This is a genomic window from Paenibacillus endophyticus, from assembly GCF_014192395.1.
In the GTDB taxonomy this organism is placed as follows: domain Bacteria; phylum Bacillota; class Bacilli; order Paenibacillales; family Paenibacillaceae; genus Pristimantibacillus; species Pristimantibacillus endophyticus.
Map to the genome: position 1 here is coordinate 138,816 of NZ_JACHXW010000011.1, position 19,364 is coordinate 158,179.

Below are 19,364 nucleotides of genomic sequence, written 5' to 3' on the forward strand. Positions count from 1 at the left end.
CAGCCCTCGCTGTCTACCTTCATAATCCCTATGAGCTGATTTCCAGCCCTCGCTGTCTACCTTCATATTCCTATGAGCTGCTCACTCGCACATGCCGTCCATCCAGCGTCACACGCCCCTGCGCGATCCGCTGAATGACGCCCGGCAGCAGCGCCTGCTCGGCTGCATGAATGCGCACGGCGAGCGAGTCTTCCGTATCCTCGTCCGCTACTTCAACTACACGCTGCGCGATAATCGGCCCGCTGTCCATGCCCCCGTCCACATAGTGGACGGTAACGCCCGTCAGCTTAACGCCGTATGCGAGCGCCTGCTGGATGGCGTTCACGCCGGGGAATGCCGGCAGCAGCGCCGGATGGATGTTAATCATCCGCCCGTAAAACGGCTCAACGAGTACCGACGTGATAATGCGCATATAACCCGCGAGCACGATCAACTCGACGCCGCGGCGCTCGAGCTCGGCGATAATCTCCGCCTCGTACGCCTCGCGAGACGGATATTCCTTTGGCGCGAACAGGAACGTGTCCACGCTTGCTTTCCGTGCGCGCTCCACTACGGGAGCGGCAGGCTTGTCACAAACAAGAAGCTCGATGGTTACATCGAGCTTCCCATTCTGCACCGCATCTATGATCGCTTGGAAGTTGGAGCCTTGTCCCGAAGCGAACACAGCGATGCGAAGTGCTCCCATTATACTTCCGCTCCCGTGAAAGTCACGATGCGGCTGCCTTCCGTAACCGTTCCGATACGGTAAGCCTGCTCGCCAAGCTCAGCCGCAATGCGAAGAGCTTCGTTCGCTTGATCAGCCGGCACAACGACAACCAAGCCGATTCCCATATTAAAAGTCGTGAACATATCACGATTTGTAATGCTGCCCTTTGATTGCATCAGGTCGAAGATTGGCAGAATCGGCCATGAGCCGTATTCTACGTCCACGTTCACGCCATCCGGCAATACCCGTGGGATGTTCTCGATAAAGCCGCCGCCCGTAATATGCGCCATGCCTTTCACTTCTACCTGCTCCACCAGCTTAAGCGCCGATTTCACATAGATGCGGGTTGGTTCGATCAGTACGTCGCCAAGCTTAGCGCCGCCAAGCTCTTCCAGCTCTTGATCCAGCTTATAGCCGGCATCCTCAAGGAGCAAACGGCGAACAAGCGAGAAGCCGTTGCTGTGAATGCCGCTGGAAGCGAAGCCGATTACCGCGTCGCCTGCAGCGATCGTCGAGCCGTCGATCATTTTTTTCTTGTCTACGATACCTACGGTGAAGCCTGCGATATCATATTCTCCGCCTTGATACATGCCTGGCATTTCAGCCGTTTCGCCGCCGATCAGGGAACAGCCCGCTTGCACGCAGCCTTCCGCGATTCCTTTGACGATCGCTTCGATTTTCTCAGGCACGACTTTGTCGCATGCCAGATAATCCAGGAAGAACAAAGGCTCCGCGCCTTGTACGATAATATCGTTCACGCACATGGCTACGGCATCAATGCCGATCGTGTCATGCTTGTCCATGGCAAAAGCAAGCTTCAGCTTCGTTCCGACGCCATCCGTTCCAGACACTAGCACAGGCTCATCATACTTGTCCTTGTTCAGGCTGAACAGACCGCCGAAGCCGCCTAGCTCTGCCAGCACCTCGGGACGGTATGTCCGCTTCACGTGCTTTTTCATCCGTTCTACCGCTTCGTTGCCTGCCGCGATATCGACGCCGGCTTTTTTGTACGCTTCTGACACTCTCGGTCAACTCCTTAACTAATTTAGGAGCATAAACACTCCATGGGTTTTAACATTTATGCGATTAACAGCTGCAGCTCTTGTCCGATTCTTCGTTAACCGGCGTTGGGTAGTCATTGTCGAAGCAAGCCAGGCACATGCCGCGATTGTATGCTCCGTCATTGCCGCCAACTGAATCAACAAAGCCCTGATCACTCAAAAAGGATAATGAATCCGCGTTGATCTGCTTGCGAATCTCCTCTACCGTACGGTAAGAAGCGATAAGCTCCTTGCGGTCCGGCGTATCGATGCCGTAATAGCAAGGGTTTTTGAAAGGCGGCGACGTAATCCGCACATGCACTTCAGTCGCACCTGCTTCACGAAGCAGGTTTACGATGCGAAGCGATGTCGTTCCGCGCACGATCGAATCATCGATCATTACGACACGTTTGCCTTCCACTACTTTGCGCACGGCGGACAGCTTCATTTTGACACCCTTCTCGCGAAGCTCTTGGGAAGGCTGGATGAACGTCCGGCCGGTATATTTGTTTTTGATGAGGCCAAGCTCATATGGAATACCCGTTTGCTCCGCATAGCCGATTGCCGCCGAAATACTCGAATCGGGCACGCCCGTTACGATATCCGCATCGACAAAAGACTCTGAAGCGAGCTGGCGGCCCATACGCTTGCGCGCCATATGAATGTTAATGCCGTTAATATCGCTGTCCGGACGGGCGAAATAAATATACTCCATCGCACAGGTCGCACGTCGTTCAACCTCGGCATAACGCGTCTCGCGCATGCCATCCGCATCCAGTATGAGAAGCTCGCCTGGCTGGACGTCACGCTCGTACACTGCACCGATCGTCTCGAACGCGCAAGACTCCGATGAGAACACGTAGCCGTCGCCGATTCGGCCCATTACGAGCGGACGCAAGCCATGCGGATCAGACGCGACAAGCAGCTTGTCATTCGTCATGATCAGGAATGCGAAACCGCCGACAATGCGCTGCAAAGCTTCCTTGGCAGCCGTCTCAAAGTCCTTCGAGGAACGGGCGATGAGATGGGCAATAACTTCGGTATCACTTGATGTTTGGAAAATCGAACCCGACATTTCAAGCTCTTTGCGAATTTCCGGCGCATTTACGATATTCCCGTTCGTAGCAACCGCTAGGTCGCCGTCACGGTAGCGGAATATAAGTGGCTGCGCATTGGCAAGCTTGCTCTCTCCCGCAGTGGAGTAACGGACATGGCCGATGGAGCGGTCACCTGCAAGAATATCCAGATTGTCCTTGTTGAATACTTCTTTAACAAGACCCATGCCGCGGTGATACGCGAACTTGTTGCCGTTTTTCGTATCAACCGTACAGATCCCCGCGCTTTCCTCGCCGCGGTGCTGAAGCGCATGGAGCCCGTAATAGGATAGGTTGGACGCTTCAGGGAGATTAAATACCCCGAAGACGCCGCATTCTTCACGCAATTTGTCAAAAATATCGTCACGGCCAATGCCTTCGTTATAATGGTCGCCCGTCCATAACAAAGGCTCCTGTCTTATTTGCTCATCAGACATGGAATCGCATCCTTCCAGACCTTCTCCAGTTGTGTTACCGGCGCCTGAATGCCGGCTTTTCCGTTTACGCTTATGGTCAGGCTGCTGCCTTTAACTGTACCGATTTGAGTGTGAACAACGCCTTGCTCCGACAGCTTCGCTTGCAATGCCGCAGCATTCTCCGGCTTAGCCGAAAGAAGGATGCGGGATTGCGATTCGCTGAACAACAGGTGATCCGCGCGCAGGTCTGATGCCAAAGCGACTTCCGCGCCAAGGCGTCCGCTGATGCAGGATTCCGCTACAGCAACTGCGATTCCGCCTTCGGACAAGTCATGCGCCGAAGCGACTAGACCGCCTTGGATCGCGCCAAGCACGGCATCCAAAACTTTTTTCTCCGTTGCCAGATCAATTTCTGGAGGACGGCCAGCAGCCCCTCCTTGCAGGACGTATTGCAGTTCGCTTCCGCCAAGTTCCGCTTTCGTCTCGCCTACGAGAATAATGACGTCGCCTTCTGCTTTGAAGCCTTGCGTCGTAATGTGGTCAATGTCATGCACGAGGCCAACCATGCCGATTACCGGTGTCGGGAAGATCGCACCTTTGGCATTCTCGTTGTACAAGCTCACGTTGCCGCCGATGACAGGCGTGTTCAAGATGACGCAAGCCTCGGACATGCCGTCAGCCGATTTCTCAAGCTGCCAGAACACTTCCGGCTTCTCCGGGTTACCGAAGTTCAGGTTGTCCGTAACGGCAAGCGGCTCAGCGCCCGAGCAAACGATGTTGCGGGCTGCTTCGGCAACGGCAATGCGTCCGCCGACTTCTGGATCCAGATATACGTAACGTCCGTTGCAGTCTGTCGTCATCGCAAGCGCCTTGCGCGTGCCGCGAATCGTCACAACTGCCGCATCGGAGCCCGGTTGAACGGCTGTCGACGTACGAACCATGTAGTCATATTGATTGTAAACCCACTCTTTGCTCGCAACGGTTGGGGAAGCAAGAACCTTCTCCAGCGCGCCGGTAAGGTCGGTTACTTCTTCGTAAGCCGAAGTGTCTACCGCAGCATTTTCGCTGTAGTAAGCCGGCTCTTTCGAAGGCTTGTCGTATACAGGGCACTCGTCAACGAGCGCTTTTACCGGCATATCGGCAACCTCTTGGCCTTGGTGAAACAAACGAAGACGCCCGTCATCCGTTACTTTACCTACTTTGGCGCAAATAATGCCCCAACGGTCAAAAATTTCTTTGGCTTGCGCTTCATGCTGTGGCTCTACGACGAAGAGCATACGCTCTTGCGACTCGGAAAGCATCATTTCATAAGGCGTCATGCCCGTTTCGCGCTGCGGCACCTCGTCGAGGTAAAGCTCAAGGCCGTTGCCCGCTTTGGAAGCCATCTCTGCGCTTGAGCATGTCAAGCCTGCCGCTCCCATGTCTTGAATGCCGAGCACGATACCGGAATCGATCAGCTCAAGCGTAGCTTCCATAACCAGCTTCTCCATGAACGGATCGCCGACTTGTACCGCCGTACGCTTCTCTTCGGATTCCTCGGAAAGCTCAACGGATGCGAACGTAGCACCGTGAATACCGTCGCGGCCAGTTGCAGGACCTACGTAGAATACCGGATTGCCTACCCCTTTAGCCACACCGCGCTGGATTTTATCATGATCGATTAGGCCGACGCACATCGCATTAACGAGTGGATTGCCCTCGTAGCTCTCGTCGAACATCACTTCGCCTGCAACCGTCGGGATCCCGATACAGTTGCCGTAGCCTGCAATGCCGCTAACGACATGCTCGAACAAATATTTAACGCGCTCATTCTCTAGACGTCCGAAGCGCAAGCTGTTCAGCAATGCGATTGGACGCGCGCCCATGGAGAAGATGTCGCGGATAATGCCGCCAACGCCCGTTGCCGCGCCTTGGTAAGGCTCAACAGCAGATGGATGGTTATGCGATTCGATTTTGAATACGACCGCTTGGTTGTCGCCGATATCGACGATGCCCGCGCCTTCGCCCGGTCCCATCAGAACGCGCGGTCCTGTGATTGGGAACTTTTTGAGAATCGGCTTGGAGTTTTTGTAAGAGCAATGCTCTGACCACATGACGCTGAATACGCCGATTTCCGTGTAGTTGGGCTGACGGCCTAGAAAACCGCAAATCAGCTCAAACTCATAATCGGATACGCCAAACTGGCTGTAAATCTTTTGCTCGGCAATTTGCTCCGCTGTCGGTTCCTTAGCTGTTAACTGCTGCGCCATGTTGTTCCCTCCATGCATTCAAAATCGATGTAAACATCCGCTTTCCGTCTTCCGAGCCGAGCAATTGATCAATCGCGCGCTCTGGGTGAGGCATCATTCCTACTACGTTTCCTGCTTTGTTGCTGATTCCCGCGATGTTCTCAACGGAACCGTTCGGGTTCGTGTCGCCTGCGTAGCGGAACACGATTTGGTCATTCGCTTTAAGCTCGGCAAGCGTTGCGTCGTCGCAATAGTAATTGCCTTCGCCGTGTGCGATTGGAATATTAATAATCTCGCCTTGCGAGTATTGGTTTGTGAATGCCGTGCTGCTGTTTACCACTTCAAGAGGAGCTTGATGGCAGCGGAACTTCAGACCGTTGTTGCGGATCAAGGCGCCTGGCAGAAGGCCGGCTTCCGTCAAAATTTGGAACCCGTTGCAAATGCCCAAAATAAACTTGCCTGCTTCGGCCGCTTTTTGCACTTCGCCCATGACAGCCGCGAATTGCGCGATTGCGCCGCAGCGCAGGTAGTCGCCGTAGGAGAAGCCTCCCGGCACTAGAATTGCATCATACGCGGACAAGTCCGTAGCTGTATGCCATACATAGTCAACCGACTGGCCGATGGTGTCTTCGACGGCTTTGTAGCAATCGATGTCACAGTTGGAGCCAGGAAATACGAGTACCGCAAACTTCATCGTCTTAACCCTCCAGTTCAAAACGGAAATCTTCTACAACCGTGTTCGCGAACAGCTTTTCGCACATCGCTTTGATGCGTACTTCCGCTTCAGCGCGGTCAGCCGTATCTAGCTCAAGCTCCAAATATTTGCCGATGCGTACTTTTTCGACTTCGGAGAAGCCCAGTGTGTGAAGCGCGCCTTGTACAGCGGTTCCTTGTGGATCCAAAACGTTTTGCTTGATGGTGACGTAGACGGTTGCCTTCATAATAGCCTCCTGAAAATGTGGGTTTTTTTCGCGGCGGATTTATTGGTCAAAATGTGATGGCCGCTCGGGCGCGGGAGTTATTGCCTACGCCGCTATTGAAGCCGGGAAATCTGATTACACCGCTTAGCGGTTATTTCCCGGTCTTCAAGAAGCGATCGCTGTCGCTCTCCGGCAACAACTTCCCGCTCTCCGAGCTCCCACATTCTGCAATAAAAACCTTTGCGAGTGTGGTCGGTGAAGCAATGGTGGTGGCCGCGCTGTCGCTGGCCACTTGGAACCTACGTGCTAAGTGCTAAGCGGTGGCCGCGCTGTCGCTGGCCACTTGGAGCCAACGTGCTAAGTGCTAAGTACTAAGTTCTGGCTACCGAGAACTTGTGTGATTGACCTGCGCTTCCGCTGGCCATTATTGATTGCTGCAGCCCTGCGCTTTCACTCAGGCTGCCTTTGTATGGGGTGCAGCAGCGCTCTCGCTGGCTGCCTGCCTGTGAAGGCATGCGCTTCCGCGCCCCTATATCAGCGTCTTCGCTCGCGCTCGACGTTTTTAAAAAAGTTACTACCTGCTGCAGGCAGCAGGCTGTGCGATAACGGCCATTATTACCGTTAGTTTAACCCAAAACTCCCTACAACTCCACGCCAGTCAAACGGCGGTAAATATCGCGATAACGGGCTGTCGTTTCCGCTACAACCTCATCCGGCAAAGGTGCAGGCTTGCTGTCGCGGTCCCAATCGGAGCCGAGCAAGTACGTGCGCACCGGCTCTTTGTCCATGCTATCGATCTCGATATCGAGCGCATAATTGCCTTCCGCCCAGAAGCGCGAGGAATCCGGCGTGAAGATTTCGTCGATCAACACGACTTTACCATCGATCAGCCCGAATTCGAACTTGCAATCCGCGAGAATGATGCCATGCTCGGCGCAGTAGCCGTGAGCGAACTCGAACAGCTTGATGCTGCGGTCGCGAAGCTCTTCTGCAAGCTCGCTACCTACCATTTCGGCCATCTTCTCGAACGGAATGTCCTCGTCATGACCAACATCGTTTTTCGCCGCTGGCGTAAAGATCGGAGCTGGAAAACGTTCGTTTTTGCGAAGGCCCTCAGGAAGGGCGATACCGTTAATTGCAGACGTTTGCTGATACTGCCTCCAGCCGCCGCCCGTGATGTAGCCGCGCACGACGCATTCGATATCGATGCGTTCCGCTTTGCGGGTAACCATGATACGGTTTTTGAGCAGCTCAGGTTCCGTAACGAGTGCCCCAAGCTTCTCCACGTCGGTATGAACGACGTGATTCACTTGGATATCAGCCGTTTGCTCGAACCAATACGCCGATAGGCGGTTAAGCACATTGCCTTTGTCCGGAACGGCCGGGTCAAGCACATAATCGAAGGCCGAGATGCGGTCCGTCACGACGATCAGGAAATGCTCCCCAAGATCGTAAAGCTCGCGAACCTTGCCTTTGTAAATAAGCGGAGCTTTTATATAATCGACAGCCGTCGATAATGCTTGCGATGTTGCGCTCATCAGGCCAGCCTCCCTTTAGATCAATCCTAAACGTGTGAAAATCGTATCCACATGCTTCAAGTGCCAAGCCGGGTTGAAGCAATCGTCAATCTCTTCTGTGGACAACACGCTTGTAATTTCCTCGGTCTCGCCGATGATATCGCGGAATTGGCGCTGTGTTTCCCATGCTTGCATCGCGCGCGGCTGTACCGTATCGTATGCTTTCTCGCGGCTGAAGCCTTTGTCGATCAGCTTCGTCAGTACGCGGCCCGAGAACGGCACGCCGTACGTTGCTTGCATGTTCCGCTTCATGTTCTCCGGGAACACTTGCAGGTTGTTGATGATATTGCCGAGGCGGTTCAGCATGTAGTTCAGAAGCATCGTCGCATCCGGCAAAATAATCCGTTCAACCGAAGAATGGCTAATATCGCGTTCATGCCAAAGCGCAATGTTTTCGTAAGCTGTAACCATATGTCCGCGAATGACGCGCGACAAGCCGGAGATGTTCTCGCAGCCGATCGGATTGCGTTTGTGTGGCATTGCGGATGAACCTTTTTGGCCCTTCGCGAACGGCTCTTCGACTTCGCGGAATTCGCTCTTCTGCAAAGCGCGAATCTCGGTTGCGAATTTATCAAGCGACGAAGCGACAAGCGCAAGTGTTGCCATATATTCAGCATGACGGTCGCGCTGCAGCGTTTGAGTCGAGATTGGGGCAGCGGTAATGCCAAGCTTGTTGCAGACGAATTCTTCCACGAACGGATCGATGTCAGCGAATGTGCCTACGGCGCCGGACATTTTACCAAACTGCACGTTGTCTGCCGCATGGTGGAAACGCTCCAGGTTACGCTTCATTTCCTCGTACCATAGCGCCATCTTGAGACCGAAAGTTGTCGGCTGCGCATGAACGCCGTGCGTACGGCCCATCATTGGCGTGTCTTTATATTGAAGGGCTTTGTCCTTCAGAATTTCGATGAAGCGCTCAATATCTTTTACAAGAATCGCATTGGCTTGCAGCAAAAGGTAACCGATAGCCGTATCCACAACGTCTGTCGAAGTCAGGCCGTAGTGAACCCATTTGCCTTCCGGACCTGCTTTCTCGGATACCGCGCGCGTAAACGCGATGACGTCATGGCGAGTGTCCTGCTCGATTTCGTAAATGCGATCAATGTCGAAGTCAGCGGACGCGCGAAGCGCAACAACGTCTTCCTTCGGAATAATGCCCAGCTCGGACCAAGCCTCGCATGCGCAAAGCTCAACCTCCAGCCATGCTCTAAATTTGTTTTCTTCTGTCCAAATCGCTCTCATTTCCGGTCTGCTGTAACGCTCTAACATGAATCATTCACACCTTCCAAATAGTTGTAGCTTCAATCCAGCTAAGTGCAGCCTCAATATTATCGGCCAACACGTTGACATGTCCCATTTTGCGTTTCACAAGCGCGTCTTTCTTCCCGTACAAGTGCACCTTAGGTGCGACCTTTAGCCGATCGGCCGACTCATCGCTGCTTGCCATCAGCGAAAGCAGCGGCTCGACATGCTGCCCAAGCACATTGACCATCACGACAGGGCTCATGAGTGTCGTATCCCCAAGAGGCAGGTTGCACACGGCACGCACATGCTGCTCGAACTGTGACGTCCGGCAAGCTTCCATCGTATAGTGCCCGCTGTTATGCGGCCTTGGGGCGAGCTCATTCACGAACAGCTCCCCGTCAGCCGTCACGAACAGCTCAACTGCGATAAGACCGACTGCGCCAAGCCCTTCCGCGATTCGAGCAGCAAGCTGCTCAGCCTCGCGCTGCAGCTCCTCGCTGATTCTTGCCGGAACGATAGACAAATGCAATATATTATCGACGTGTATGTTCTCCGCTGCCGGGAAGGTCTTAATCTCCCCCTGCGGACTTCTCGCCGCTATAACTGAAATTTCCTTGTCGAAGCGGATGAATTGCTCCAGCACGAGCTGTACCTTGGCACGAGCGAGCGTCTCATATGCCTCTTCAATTTCATCCGTGCTGCGGATGACCCATTGTCCTTTACCGTCATAGCCGCCCATGGCTGTCTTCAAAACGCATGGCGTTCCGAAGGCCCCGACTCCCTCACGAAGCTCGTCCACGCTGCTAATCTCGCGGTATGGAGCCACCTTGACGCCTGCTGCTTGAATCGCGCGCTTCTCCCGAAGACGATGCTGCGTCGTATAAAGCAGCTCGCTTCCCTGCGGCACATGCGATTCATCCATCAGCATCTTCGCTACTTCGGCATCGACATTCTCGAATTCGTACGTAATAACGTCTGAACGCTTCGCAAGCTCTCTTGCCGCTTCGCGATCATCATAAGCCGCAACGATCTGCTCAGCGACTTGGCCTGCCGGACTGTCCGGAACCGGATCGAGAGCGATGAATCTGTAGCCCATCGCGCTGCCCGCATTTGCCATCATTCGGCCAAGCTGGCCGCCGCCTAGAATCCCAATCGTGCTTCCCGGCAGCAGTGTCTTCACCTGCTGCTTGTCCGCGTTGATGCTGCTCATAGCGTCTCACTGCTTTCCAGCACTTCCTGCTTCACGCGCTCGCGTCGCGCCATAACGCGCGCTTGCACCTCAGGATCGAACGCCCCGAGCATTTGCGCCGCCAAGAGGCCGGCATTCGTACCGCCTGCATTGCCAATCGCTACCGTAGCTACCGGAATGCCGCCCGGCATTTGTACAATTGAGAGCAAGGAATCCAGCCCGCTCAAGTTGGAAGACTTAACGGGAACGCCAATAACCGGCAGAATCGTCTTTGCAGCGACCATGCCGGGCAAATGCGCAGCTCCGCCGGCTCCGGCAATAATTACCTTAAGCCCGCGCTCTACCGCAGTCTCCGCGTATTCAAACATCAAATCCGGCGTACGATGCGCCGAAACGACCTTTTTCTCATAAGGAATTTGCAATTCCTCCAGAACGTCGCAGGCTAACTTCATTGTGTCCCAATCCGACTTGCTGCCCATGATGACGCCCACCTTCGCAGACATGCGATCAAACCCACTTTCATTAATAAGATTATATTTCATAAAGCCTCTAATAACCAAAGCTGTAAGAAGAAACGCCTGACGGCGTCCTTTCCATAGACGGCATCGTTTCGGCGAAACGTATAGAGAAAGGATGAGCAAACCCATATCCTTTCCTATACGTCAAGCGTAAACGGTTGTCGCCGTCCTCTGTGGCAAAAGCAGTCGTTTCGAAGAGATATATAAGCACATGAATATGTGAAAACACATAAATGCTTATATCTCAAGGTGAAACGGCTATCGCCGTCTTTTGGCGGCGCTGCGCGGTTCATTCCAAGAAATATAGAGAATGTATAGCCTGTGGATATACTTTCCTCATATTTCAAAAACAGAAATAGCCCGTCAGCAACCATTATAATGGGAGTGCCGCAGGACTTGAGCGGAAGCGTAAGGAACGACCGGTGTTCAAGCGAACCCTCGATCAGTCATGCTTCACTTTAATGATGACGATTCAAGCTGCGGGGCATTGTCATAGAGACAGCAGTAGGCTGCCCCGTAAGAGAGGCAACCTATGTCCAAATAATCGGGCATCTGCTTGCTGCGAGCTTGCTGTATGGCGGTCCCAAAGCTGCTTTAGTTCCGCTTATCGTCTCATCTTGCTCGTAGTCCGAAAATTAAGGTTTCCGGGTAGAAACATTCAGGCCTTATCCCAAATATATACGAGATTAATGTAAATGAATAAAGTACAAATTTCAATTCCGGCAGAGTGCTCCGCCTCAAACCTATTCTAGTTTATCTAATCCCCCTAACACTGTCAATGAAATACGAACATTAAAAGACAATGTTTTATAAAGGTTCGTTTTTTTGAATAAAACGCATCATAATTCAGAGCGGAATACCCAAATAAAGGAGGATCGCCTTCATCTCAGATATCCTGTAAGCTTGATACCCGCCTCTTAATTGTACTCACCTGCGGAAATATCGCGAGTCCCGAGCTGCCTGCTCATGCAGAATCCCCTTATTATTCCCTTTACACGGCAAAGCTTCCGCCTTTACGTCCGTTTTCACAATGCTTTTGCCGACTAAGAACCGAATTCACCGAATACAGTTATAACAGATGCTTAGAAAATAAATAGAGGAGGCCTAGCCACGGTGCAAATTCATGTCGTGCAAAAAGGCGATACGCTCTACAAGCTCGCACAGCAATTCGATGTTTCGGTTGAAGAGATTGCGGATGCCAATGGTATAAATGCTGCCGATCCGCTGGTCATCGGCCAGTCGCTCATTATCCCGGCCAATGCGGTTGCTCATAAGGTGCTCGCCAATGAAACGCTTTGGCTGATTGCGCGTCGGTACGGGGTTTCGCTGCAGGAGCTTGCGGCCGTTAACCACATAAGCAATCCCGCGCTCATTTATCCCGGCCAAAACCTTGTCATTCCGCAAGCCGCAAAGCCGAGCATCGAGGTCAATGCCTATACGGAAAAGTTCGGTGCTCCCGGCGTTGCCATTGTTGAAGATATAGGTCCAAACCTCACTTATTTAAGCCCGTTCAGCTATCGGCTGCAAGCGGACGGCTCCATTACGCCGCTCGACGACTCTGCGATTATCAATGCCGCTTACAAGACGCGGACGGCTCCCATGATGGTCATCACCAATTTCGAGAACGGCACCTTCAGCCCTGACATCGCTCATGCCATACTAAGCAACCCTCCGCTTCAGCAGTCTGTTATCGAGAGTATCCTTGCCACAATGAAGCTGAAGGGTTACCTGGCGCTTAACGTCGATTTTGAATATGTCCCTCCCGCTGACCGCGAGCTTTACAACGACTTTCTGCAAAGGCTTGTGGACAGCCTCCATCCGCACAACCTGCTCGTGTCCGCTTGTCTCGCTCCCAAAACGAGCGCCGCTCAGACCGGTACACTGTACGAAGCGCATGATTACGAGGCTATGGGCCGTATCTTGGATTTCGTTATTCTGATGACTTACGAGTGGGGCTGGTCCGGCGGTCCTCCGAGGGCGGTAGCGCCGCTGAACGAGGTGAACAAGGTGCTGACCTATGCCTTGAGCGTCATTCCGCCGCAAAAAATCGTCATGGGCATGCCGCTGTACGGCTATGACTGGACGCTGCCTTATGTACAGGGCGCGAAGTGGGCGCCTACCATAAGTCCGCAAGCGGCGATAAGCCGTGCGCGCCTATACGGCGCTGACATTCAATACGACGATGAAGGACAATCGCCTTATTATCATTATTATGATAAGGAAGGGCGAGAGCATGTTGTCTGGTTTGAGGATGCGCGCAGCGTGCAGGCCAAATTCAATCTGGTCAAAGCGTACAACCTGCGCGGCGTCAGCTACTGGGTCCTTGGCGTTCTTTTCCCGCAAAATTGGTATGTGCTTCAGGCGAATTTTACGATCAAGAAGCTTGTTTAACGGTTTTATTAAAGGGATTGTTGCAGGAATATCGAAGAGGCTGCACCGCTGCGACATGTCGCATGCCGAGGCAGCCTTTTAAACTTATATTCATTATCACTTTTTCCCGCTTATTAAAATAAGGCCATTATATGCATACTTAATGGCAGTAATATACATAATACCTGAAGTAGCAACAGTTGCTATTCATCTGAAAGGCCGATTTTGGAGGGTTTGCAATGGTCTTGCATTCTGATCTTATACATGCTTCAAACGAAATGAATTTAAACAAACTGCGGCAAATCTTTTCAGATAACGAGTCTTTGGTTATACGCAGCCTAATGAATAAAAATGGCAGTTTACTAGCTTCATTTGTTTACTTGAACATCTTAGTCGATGAAAAATATTTAAATCAACATCTTGTTCGGAAACTGAACGAAGATCTGTATATAAAAACAGGCCCGGCGAATGAATTAGCTTTGAACACTCTAAACTCTCTTGGAACCGTTATTGAACTGAAGCATATCGAAGCTGTAGTTAGCTTGATTACCGATGCTGGTATTGCCGTAATGGTCGAAGGAAGCTGCGTGGCTTACGGTATCCTGATGCCAGGATATGAGACACGAGCGATCGAAGAACCGAAGATTGAAATTAACGTACGGGGGCCAAAAGAAAGCTTCACCGAAGACCTGCAGCAAAACTTGAGCATGGTGCATAGGAAGCTTAAGACACCCGATCTCAAATCCATTTCCTATGTGATCGGTCAGCAAAGCCAAACTAAGGTTATGCTCTTATATCTTGAAAACCGAATCGACCCCACTCTATTAGCGGAAATACGAAATAAAATCGAATCCATCCAATTGGACGTTTTAATTGTTAATGCTCAAATAGAAGAATTAATTCAGGATAACATTTTCACCCCTTTCCCCCAGATTTTCAGTACAGAAAGACCTGATCGCATTGCTACTGCATTAGGTAGGGGAAAAGCAGCGATTATAACTGATGGAACGCCCATTGCCTTAATCGCTCCTACCTCTTTTTTTGAAATGCTGCACCCTAGCGAAGATTTATACGAGAGATTTTATTTTGCTAACTTTTTAAGAGTACTGCGTTTGATATGCCTGTTTATCTCTTTATTCGGGCCAGCCTTATATATTTCGTTGACCACCTTTCATCTCGAAATGATTCCGACACCGCTGATGATGGCCTTTATTTCCTCAAAAGCCGGAATTCCTTTTCCAACCTTCATTGAAGCGATCCTCATGGAGACCGCTTTTGAGATACTTAGAGAAGCCAGTCTTCGATTGCCACGTGCAGTAGGCCAATCCGTCAGCATCGTAGGAGCACTTATTATAGGCGAGGCTGCCGTACAATCAGGGATCGTGTCCCGGCCGATGGTTATCGTAGTGGCCATGACTGGAATTGCTTCTTTTGCAATCCCATCCTTCAGTACGGCTATCGCCTTACGTATGCTGAGGTTTCCTTTTATACTAATCGCCGCTAGTTACGGTGTGTTTGGTCTCTCTTTAAGCATGTTTATACTCATCATGCATTTGTGTTCCTTGCAAACGTTTGGCGTGCCATTTCTTGAACCGGTTAGCTTCAATAGCATAAGGGACACATTGATGAAGTATATTCTTCTTCCTGTCAAATACAGAGAAAATGTAATGCAGGTCAAGGCTGGCCGTGCAGATGCTCCGCAACGAAAAAAAGGAGGTTTCCTGCATCGCAATGATGAGGATGAATACCGTTAAAATTATTCTATCGATCTGTTTGCTAACATGCACAGCTGGCTGTTCAGCCGATGTCACAGAAATTAGCGATATTGCTTTAGTAACAGCGACGGGCATCGACTATGACAAAAAAACAAAAAAATATACATTTACTTCCTATTGTTTATTACCCACAACGACCAGTACGGCGAATACCGGAAAACTTTCCGATTGGGTTGTAAGCGCATCGGGCAGCTCTATTCTGGATGCCGCAAAAAAATTACGAAGCCAAGTTGGAAAAACACTAATATGGCAGCATAATAAGTTCATTATTATTGGGGAGGGAGCTGCCCGCTACTCCTTTTATGAAATTATGGATTTCATGATTAGAAATCGTCAAATACGTATTACGAGTTTCCTTTTTGTAAGCAAAGGAAGAGCCGTAAATTTACTTCATATGAATACAGAAACAGAGGACCTGCTCTCTAATGATTTGCTGGGGAAAGTTAGGAACGAGAAGGATTGGGGAAGAAGTATCAGCCAGAGCATACAAAATATCGCAAATTGGAATACTGATCCTTATAGGGGCTTTGTTGCAGGGAAAATAAGTAAATCCAGGCATTCCTTCAAGTCCAAAGATGCCCTATCTTTAAGCGGAGGATCCGTTTTTAACCATGGCAAATGGGTTGGCTGGTTGGATGAGCAAGATGTGCTAGTCGTTCATTTATTGTCAGATAAAAGCAAATGGAAGAATCTCACTTTTAGCGAAAGCTTTCCATTTCATGATAGCAACGTCACCTTACATTTTAAGCTGGACAAGCAATCGATACAATGTAGGGATACCGATGGTCCTACAGTAGATATTCATTTGAGTTTAACCTCAACTGTAGGCGAGATAGAGCACTATTTATCGGTAGACAAGCTAGACACAATCATTCAGCTCGAGCATGCGGCATCCACCTTTTTGGAAAATAAAATAAAGCATTCGCTTTCTCATTTTCAAAAGGATCTGAATGTTGATGTTATAGGCTTTTCTGACCTTTTTTATCAGCACTATCCGAAGGAGTGGGCCGCATTAAAACATAAATGGTCGGATATTTACCCAACGATTCCAGTTCAAGCCCATGTCACTGTAAAAATAGATAAACTGGGATTGAATCAATATTTAGGAGACCATTAACATGCTTAATACAATCATTTGCTTACTGTCTATTTGTTATGGTATTCAACAATTTTCAAGCTTTCGGAAACAAAATGAAAAACGCGATGCCATTGTCATACTTCTCTTTTGTGGAATGATTGCGATTTATTGCAACCCTTTCTACAGCGCCTCATTACCTACCGTGGAATCGTTTTATACCTTCGTCTATAAACCGATCTCTAATAATTTAATACGTAAATAATCTGATACGCAGGAGGAATTCGTGTGGCCGCTCAGAACAAAATAACTCATGGCCAGCTCAGTTGCCTCGTATTCAGTTATTTGTCCGGATTCTCAACATTATTTCTATCCGAAGCAGCATTGCTCAAACAAGATGTCTGGATGTCTTATCTCATAGGCATGACATTAGCCATTGGGATGCTGTGGCTTTTGTGCTATGTCCAATGGAAGCACCCTCTATTAACGATGGTTGAAATTTCCGACAAATTGTTTGGACATTGGGTATCAAGGCTTGTTCTTATGATTTATCTAATATATATGCTTGAAATGCAAGCTGCTGCTTGTCGTGCGTTATCCACATTCTATACAACAGTCGTTATTCCCAACATGCCTTCAAACCAAATGATCCTGCTTATTATTTTATGTACGACTTACGCCACTTATCTTGGGCTTACCACGATTGTGAGAGCCGTCCAAATTACGCTCCCCTTTTTTTTGGTAGGCATTTTAATCATCTGTTTTTTTTTATTGCGCGACGTGGAGACTAATCCGTTTCTCCCGCAATTTCAACATTCGTTTTCGGAAGTCATGTATGGCAGCTTGCTTAGCCTGTATTTTCCTTTCGGCAAATTGGTTGTCTTTGGGTTTCTCTTAGCTCGGGTTAAAAATATGAAAAAGATTTTTTCGAGCAGCATTTTTGGATTAATACTTGCAGCCTTATATTTGTTAGTCTCTGCTTATTTGACCCTAGGCACGATTGGAATTCATTTGGCCGGAACAGCTACGTTTCCCTTTTTCTCATCTATTCAAATGGTTAAATTCGGTGAATATTTGGAAAGAATCGAAATTACCATCATCGGAATTTGGACCATTTTCACCTTATTCGAAATCGTTGTCCTTCAATATGTTTTTACAATACTGCTGCGGCATGTGTTTCGGATAAAAAACATGAAGCCTTTTATTTTGCCCATAGGCTTATTGTTTTTCATTTCAGCCCAGAAAAGCTTCCTACGCCTATCTGATTTAACGTTCTATAACCTTAATATTGCTCCTTTTTCAACGATGCTTCCGATCGCAATAATCCCGATCATGCTAAGTATTATGACTTTGCTAAGAAAAGAGAAAACATAAACTAACAAATTTATCATTTCAATTCTCGAGTAAATCACGCAATGTCCAAATCTAATCCATTTCATCATAAAAACAGGCCGTCTAATTCGACAAAGTCGAACGAGACGGCCTATTGAACGTAAACGGCTTCAATGGACTATACAAGCCAAACCGTCTTCGCGGTAGCTGGCACACGTTTAGGCTCCGGCGGAGTCATATCCGGATAGCCCAAGTAAATAAAGCCGACAATCTGGTCTTGAACAGCCAGGCCAAACGTATCGCTCATCAAAGGATGGTACATCGGATCGCCTGAGCGCCATATCGCTCCCAAGCCGTTCGCATGCGCAGCCAGCAGCAGATTCTGTACGGCAGCTTGCGTTGCCGCCAGTTCCTCCTCAAGTACGGCACGCGGGTCCTCAGAAGGCGAGCAGACAGCTGCGATGACAACTGGTGAGCGGTATGCTTTGGTCCGCTCCTTTGCGAGCCTGTCCTCAAGCGCCTGGCCGCTAAGCTCCGGAACCGCTGCTGCAGACACGCGTGCGTAGCCCTCAGCAAGACGGCCCCGTCCTTCTCCCGTCATGACAATGAAAGACCAAGGCTGTGTATTATGATGGCTCGGCGCCCATACAGCCGCATCCAACAGCTTCTCGATCAACGCGCGGTCAACCGGATCCTTCTTCACTCTTCCAATGGATCTGCGCGTGCGAATCGCTTCTTCAATATTCATAAGAGTTAACGCCTCCGTTCAATTTGATAAGGGTAACTCCAATTGGGTTACTCGAACAAATAGCGGTACTCACCATAGCCCTCTTGCTCCAGTTGATCCTTGTCGACGAATCGCAGCGACGCTGAATTGATGCAGTAGCGGAGCCCGGTTGGCTGCGGTCCGTCATCGAATACATGGCCAAGATGGGAATCTCCTTCTTTGCTGCGAACCTCAACCCTAACCATATAATGCGAGGTATCGGTATGCTCGGCCACCGCAGAAGACTGCAGCGGCTTCGTGAAGCTTGGCCAGCCGCAGCCTGCATCATATTTATCGCGGGAGCTGAAGAGCGGCTCTCCCGAGACGATATCCACATAGATGCCGTCCTCCGTGTGATCCCAGTACTCGCCCGTGAACGGACGCTCTGTCCCGCTGTTCTGCGTCACTTCGTATTGAATCGGAGTCAGGCGCTGCTTAAGCTCGTCCTTGTCCTTCTTCACCGTCCAGTTTTGGGAGATAAACGCATCGCGCCCTGAACCTTTGCGGTACATTTTGTAGCGGTACGCATTCGTCTTATGATAGCCCTGATGATAGTCCTCTGCCGGATAAAAAGCTTGCGCAGGCTCGATCTCGGTCACGATTGGACGATCGAATCGGCCGCTTGCGGCCAGCTCCTGCTTGGAAGCCTCAGCCAGCTCGCGCTGCTTCTCATCATAATAATAAATACCCGTCCGGTAAGATTCGCCGCGGTCATGGAACTGGCCGCCTGCATCCGTCGGATCGATTTGCATCCAGAAGATGTTAAGAAGCTTCTCGTATGGGAAAACCTGCGGATCGTACGTAATTTGTACCGCTTCCGCATGTCCGGTCGTCTCCGAGCAAACCTCCTGATAGGTCGGATTCACGGTATGGCCGCCCGTATATCCGGATACGACCGAGATAATGCCCGGCATTTCCTCGAAGGGAGATACCATGCACCAGAAGCAGCCTCCAGCAAACATGGCTTTCGCTTCGGTTTGGCTTGCGCCGTTATTTGTAATTGGTTGATCCATGCTGATCATCCTCCTAAATGGTTCAATTGATAATGAATCTCCCTCTATTATACATGACAAGGCAGGTGAACAACAAAAAAGGGCTGCTCCGCAAGGT

Annotated in this window: 17 protein-coding genes and 1 riboswitch; of the genes, 5 read left to right on the forward strand and 12 right to left on the reverse strand. The window is 50.3% G+C overall.

The window, feature by feature from the left end; genetic code table 11:
• Window positions 1-70: 70 nt before the first annotated feature.
• The 6 genes from purN to purS all read right to left on the reverse strand — a co-directional run bounded on the left by purN (window position 71) and on the right by purS (window position 6,428).
• Window positions 71-685 carry a phosphoribosylglycinamide formyltransferase gene (purN, locus tag FHS16_RS18385; RefSeq protein ID WP_183565736.1) on the reverse strand — a complete coding sequence of 205 codons (615 nt, stop codon included), beginning with the start codon at window positions 683-685 and terminating at the stop codon, window positions 71-73.
• On the reverse strand, window positions 685-1,728 hold the full coding sequence (gene purM, locus FHS16_RS18390; protein WP_183565739.1) for a phosphoribosylformylglycinamidine cyclo-ligase: 1,044 nt from the start codon (window positions 1,726-1,728) through the stop codon (window positions 685-687). The genes purN and purM overlap by 1 nt, the downstream gene beginning before the upstream one ends.
• A 64-nt stretch (window positions 1,729-1,792) precedes the next feature.
• A complete protein-coding gene (gene purF / locus FHS16_RS18395) occupies window positions 1,793-3,277 on the reverse strand; it encodes an amidophosphoribosyltransferase (RefSeq protein ID WP_183565741.1) in 1,485 nt (494 codons plus the stop codon).
• Complete coding sequence (gene purL, locus FHS16_RS18400; RefSeq protein ID WP_183565745.1) at window positions 3,259-5,505, reverse strand: phosphoribosylformylglycinamidine synthase subunit PurL; 2,247 nt, start codon at window positions 5,503-5,505, stop codon at window positions 3,259-3,261. Before purL ends, purF begins: the two co-directional genes overlap by 19 nt.
• Window positions 5,483-6,178, reverse strand: a complete 696-nt coding sequence (purQ, locus tag FHS16_RS18405) for a phosphoribosylformylglycinamidine synthase subunit PurQ (protein WP_183565748.1) — start codon at window positions 6,176-6,178, stop codon at window positions 5,483-5,485. Before purQ ends, purL begins: the two co-directional genes overlap by 23 nt.
• Before the next feature lie 4 nt (window positions 6,179-6,182).
• Window positions 6,183-6,428 carry a phosphoribosylformylglycinamidine synthase subunit PurS gene (gene purS / locus FHS16_RS18410; protein WP_183565926.1) on the reverse strand — a complete coding sequence of 82 codons (246 nt, stop codon included), beginning with the start codon at window positions 6,426-6,428 and terminating at the stop codon, window positions 6,183-6,185.
• A 77-nt stretch (window positions 6,429-6,505) separates the two neighbouring features.
• On the opposite strand from purS, the gene FHS16_RS18415 reads away from it, so the two are divergent.
• Entirely contained in the window at window positions 6,506-6,721 is a 216-nt protein-coding gene (locus FHS16_RS18415) for a hypothetical protein (protein WP_183565751.1), read from the forward strand.
• A 324-nt stretch (window positions 6,722-7,045) separates the two neighbouring features.
• Here FHS16_RS18415 and FHS16_RS18420 read toward each other — a convergent pair whose 3' ends face one another.
• The 4 genes from FHS16_RS18420 to purE are packed head-to-tail and all read right to left on the reverse strand — an operon-like array spanning window position 7,046 to window position 10,921.
• Window positions 7,046-7,942: a phosphoribosylaminoimidazolesuccinocarboxamide synthase gene (locus FHS16_RS18420; protein ID WP_183565754.1), complete on the reverse strand. Its 897-nt coding sequence runs from the start codon at window positions 7,940-7,942 to the stop codon at window positions 7,046-7,048.
• Between the two features lie 15 nt (window positions 7,943-7,957).
• Window positions 7,958-9,253, reverse strand: coding sequence for an adenylosuccinate lyase (gene purB, locus FHS16_RS18425; RefSeq protein WP_183565757.1), 1,296 nt, complete (start codon window positions 9,251-9,253; stop codon window positions 7,958-7,960).
• Between the two features lie 7 nt (window positions 9,254-9,260).
• A complete protein-coding gene (gene purK, locus FHS16_RS18430; protein ID WP_183565760.1) occupies window positions 9,261-10,439 on the reverse strand; it encodes a 5-(carboxyamino)imidazole ribonucleotide synthase in 1,179 nt (392 codons plus the stop codon).
• Entirely contained in the window at window positions 10,436-10,921 is a 486-nt protein-coding gene (purE, locus tag FHS16_RS18435; RefSeq protein ID WP_183565763.1) for a 5-(carboxyamino)imidazole ribonucleotide mutase, read from the reverse strand. The genes purK and purE overlap by 4 nt, the downstream gene beginning before the upstream one ends.
• Before the next feature lie 619 nt (window positions 10,922-11,540).
• A riboswitch (purine riboswitch) is annotated at window positions 11,541-11,640 on the reverse strand.
• A 409-nt stretch (window positions 11,641-12,049) separates the two neighbouring features.
• Here purE and FHS16_RS32465 point away from each other — a divergent pair.
• The 4 genes from FHS16_RS32465 to FHS16_RS18455 all read left to right on the forward strand — a co-directional run bounded on the left by FHS16_RS32465 (window position 12,050) and on the right by FHS16_RS18455 (window position 17,530).
• Entirely contained in the window at window positions 12,050-13,327 is a 1,278-nt protein-coding gene (locus FHS16_RS32465; RefSeq protein ID WP_183565767.1) for a glycoside hydrolase family 18 protein, read from the forward strand.
• Window positions 13,328-13,545: 218 nt separating this feature from the next.
• A complete protein-coding gene (locus tag FHS16_RS18445; RefSeq protein ID WP_183565770.1) occupies window positions 13,546-15,060 on the forward strand; it encodes a spore germination protein in 1,515 nt (504 codons plus the stop codon).
• Entirely contained in the window at window positions 15,047-16,198 is a 1,152-nt protein-coding gene (locus tag FHS16_RS18450; RefSeq protein WP_221226401.1) for a Ger(x)C family spore germination protein, read from the forward strand. Before FHS16_RS18445 ends, FHS16_RS18450 begins: the two co-directional genes overlap by 14 nt.
• 246 nt (window positions 16,199-16,444) lie before the next feature.
• A complete protein-coding gene (locus FHS16_RS18455; protein ID WP_183565775.1) occupies window positions 16,445-17,530 on the forward strand; it encodes a GerAB/ArcD/ProY family transporter in 1,086 nt (361 codons plus the stop codon).
• A gap of 136 nt (window positions 17,531-17,666) precedes the next feature.
• Here the strand turns inward: FHS16_RS18455 and FHS16_RS18460 are convergent, their stop codons facing one another.
• Both FHS16_RS18460 and msrB read right to left on the reverse strand, forming a co-directional pair.
• Window positions 17,667-18,236, reverse strand: coding sequence for a nitroreductase family protein (locus FHS16_RS18460; RefSeq protein WP_183565778.1), 570 nt, complete (start codon window positions 18,234-18,236; stop codon window positions 17,667-17,669).
• Window positions 18,237-18,283: 47 nt separating this feature from the next.
• Window positions 18,284-19,267, reverse strand: coding sequence for a peptide-methionine (R)-S-oxide reductase MsrB (msrB, locus tag FHS16_RS18465; protein WP_183565781.1), 984 nt, complete (start codon window positions 19,265-19,267; stop codon window positions 18,284-18,286).
• Window positions 19,268-19,364 lie beyond the last annotated feature (97 nt).

What these genes read in the sequence shown, in the direction of transcription:
- FHS16_RS18420 (WP_183565754.1), bottom strand. Translation starts at nt 7,942, where the DNA reads ATGAGCGCAACATCGCAAGCATTATCGACGGCTGTCGATTATATAAAA.
- FHS16_RS18445 (WP_183565770.1), top strand. Translation starts at nt 13,546, where the DNA reads ATGGTCTTGCATTCTGATCTTATACATGCTTCAAACGAAATGAATTTA.
- purK (WP_183565760.1), bottom strand. Translation starts at nt 10,439, where the DNA reads ATGAGCAGCATCAACGCGGACAAGCAGCAGGTGAAGACACTGCTGCCG.
- FHS16_RS18460 (WP_183565778.1), bottom strand. Translation starts at nt 18,236, where the DNA reads ATGAATATTGAAGAAGCGATTCGCACGCGCAGATCCATTGGAAGAGTG.
- purN (WP_183565736.1), bottom strand. Translation starts at nt 685, where the DNA reads ATGGGAGCACTTCGCATCGCTGTGTTCGCTTCGGGACAAGGCTCCAAC.
- purL (WP_183565745.1), bottom strand. Translation starts at nt 5,505, where the DNA reads ATGGCGCAGCAGTTAACAGCTAAGGAACCGACAGCGGAGCAAATTGCC.
- purE (WP_183565763.1), bottom strand. Translation starts at nt 10,921, where the DNA reads ATGTCTGCGAAGGTGGGCGTCATCATGGGCAGCAAGTCGGATTGGGAC.
- FHS16_RS18450 (WP_221226401.1), top strand. Translation starts at nt 15,047, where the DNA reads ATGAATACCGTTAAAATTATTCTATCGATCTGTTTGCTAACATGCACA.
- purF (WP_183565741.1), bottom strand. Translation starts at nt 3,277, where the DNA reads ATGTCTGATGAGCAAATAAGACAGGAGCCTTTGTTATGGACGGGCGAC.
- purB (WP_183565757.1), bottom strand. Translation starts at nt 9,253, where the DNA reads ATGTTAGAGCGTTACAGCAGACCGGAAATGAGAGCGATTTGGACAGAA.
- purQ (WP_183565748.1), bottom strand. Translation starts at nt 6,178, where the DNA reads ATGAAGTTTGCGGTACTCGTATTTCCTGGCTCCAACTGTGACATCGAT.
- msrB (WP_183565781.1), bottom strand. Translation starts at nt 19,267, where the DNA reads ATGGATCAACCAATTACAAATAACGGCGCAAGCCAAACCGAAGCGAAA.